Here is a 1,330-nt window from a genome sequence, read left to right as displayed (position 1 = left end):
CCGTCTCGCCAGCGCGCCGGTGAAGAGGCCGCAGCTGACCGCGGCGAGCGGCACCCACGCGACGGCGGCGCCACCGGCCGGGCGGCCGAGGCGGCGCAGCAGCCGTCGCCCGAACCGGTCGGCCGGCCTGGTGTCGCGCACGGTCATGGACATCCTCCGGCTGCAGAATCGGGCGCAGCGACAGTACATCGACCAGGGGTCCGGGTGCGTCCCCCGGATGACCGCCGCCGCTGGCCGGGATCGGCCAGGATGGGCGGGTGGCCGCTCACGGCCGCGACGAGGAGGGTGGGCGATGCGGGTACGCGGACGGTTGACCTGGGGGCGGCGTGCTCGCGCGCTGGCGGTGCTGACCGTGTTGCTCGCTGGCGTGCTGCCGCCGGCGGTGGCACTGGTGCCAGGCACCGCCTCGGCGGGCGCGGCGGCGGGCACGCCGGTCTGCGAGGTGCGGGACAACCGGCTCCGCGAGATCTCCGGGATGGTCGCCACCGACGACGGGTACGTGGTGATCAACGACGGGGCCGACGACGAGGCGCGCCGCCGGATCTTCTTCCTCGACCAGCGGTGCGCGGTGCGGCGAACTGTCTCCTTCCCGTCCCGGCCCCGGGACACGGGGTCGCCGACATCGGCGACAACGACCGGTCCCGGCCGACGGTCGGGGTGTGGCGACTCGCGCCGGGGGCGGAGCAACCGGTGCTGCACCGGATGACCTACCCGGACCGTCCGCACGACGCCGAGGCGCTGCTGCTCGACGCGTCCGGTCGGCCGCTGATCATCACCAAGGGCGGCAGTGGCACCGTCTTCCTGTACGCGCCGACCACCGCGCTGCGGGCGGACGCGACGACGCCGTTGACCGCGTTGGGCCAGGTGACACTGCCGACGACCACGACCAGCAACCCGTTCTCCTTCCTGGGGCGCGGGGTGATCACCGGCGCGGCGGCCGCCCCGGACGGACGGCGGGTGGCGCTGCGCAGCTACGCCGACGCCTTCGAGTACGACGTGCCCGACGGCGACGTGGTCCGCGCGTTGACCACCGGCACCGCGCGGATCACCCCGCTGCCGGACGAGCCCCAGGGCGAATCGATCACCTACAGTCGCGACGGCCGGTCGTTGCTCACCGTCTCCGAGGCCGTCGGCCAACCCACCAGCCGCCCGACGATCCTGCGCTACCCGGCCACCGCCACCACGGCCACCGCCACTCCCGCCACGGAGTCCGTCGACCCGGTGTCGCCCACGGCGGTCCGTCCGGCCGCCGGGGAGATCGGCGGCGCGGGTGGGCGGACGTGGCCGCTGGTGGCCGGAGCGGGGACGCTGGTGCTCCTGCTCGGGCTGG

General features: G+C 75.4%; 2 protein-coding genes. Both read left to right on the top strand.

What is annotated here, in order from left to right; genetic code table 11:
• Positions 1-292: 292 nt before the first annotated feature.
• Positions 293-706 carry a hypothetical protein gene (locus tag KBX53_RS33115; RefSeq protein ID WP_210863792.1) on the top strand — a complete coding sequence of 138 codons (414 nt, stop codon included), beginning with the start codon at positions 293-295 and terminating at the stop codon, positions 704-706.
• On the top strand, positions 691-1,330 hold a 640-nt coding region (locus tag KBX53_RS33110), incomplete at its 3' end, for a hypothetical protein (protein WP_210863790.1). The genes KBX53_RS33115 and KBX53_RS33110, both read left to right, overlap by 16 nt.

Origin of the sequence: Micromonospora sp. M51 (genome assembly GCF_018070305.1) — a bacterium.
GTDB lineage: Bacteria > Actinomycetota > Actinomycetes > Mycobacteriales > Micromonosporaceae > Micromonospora > Micromonospora parva.
The sequence above is the reverse complement of the archived record's forward strand: the minus strand, read 5'-3'. Positions and strand labels throughout refer to the sequence as shown.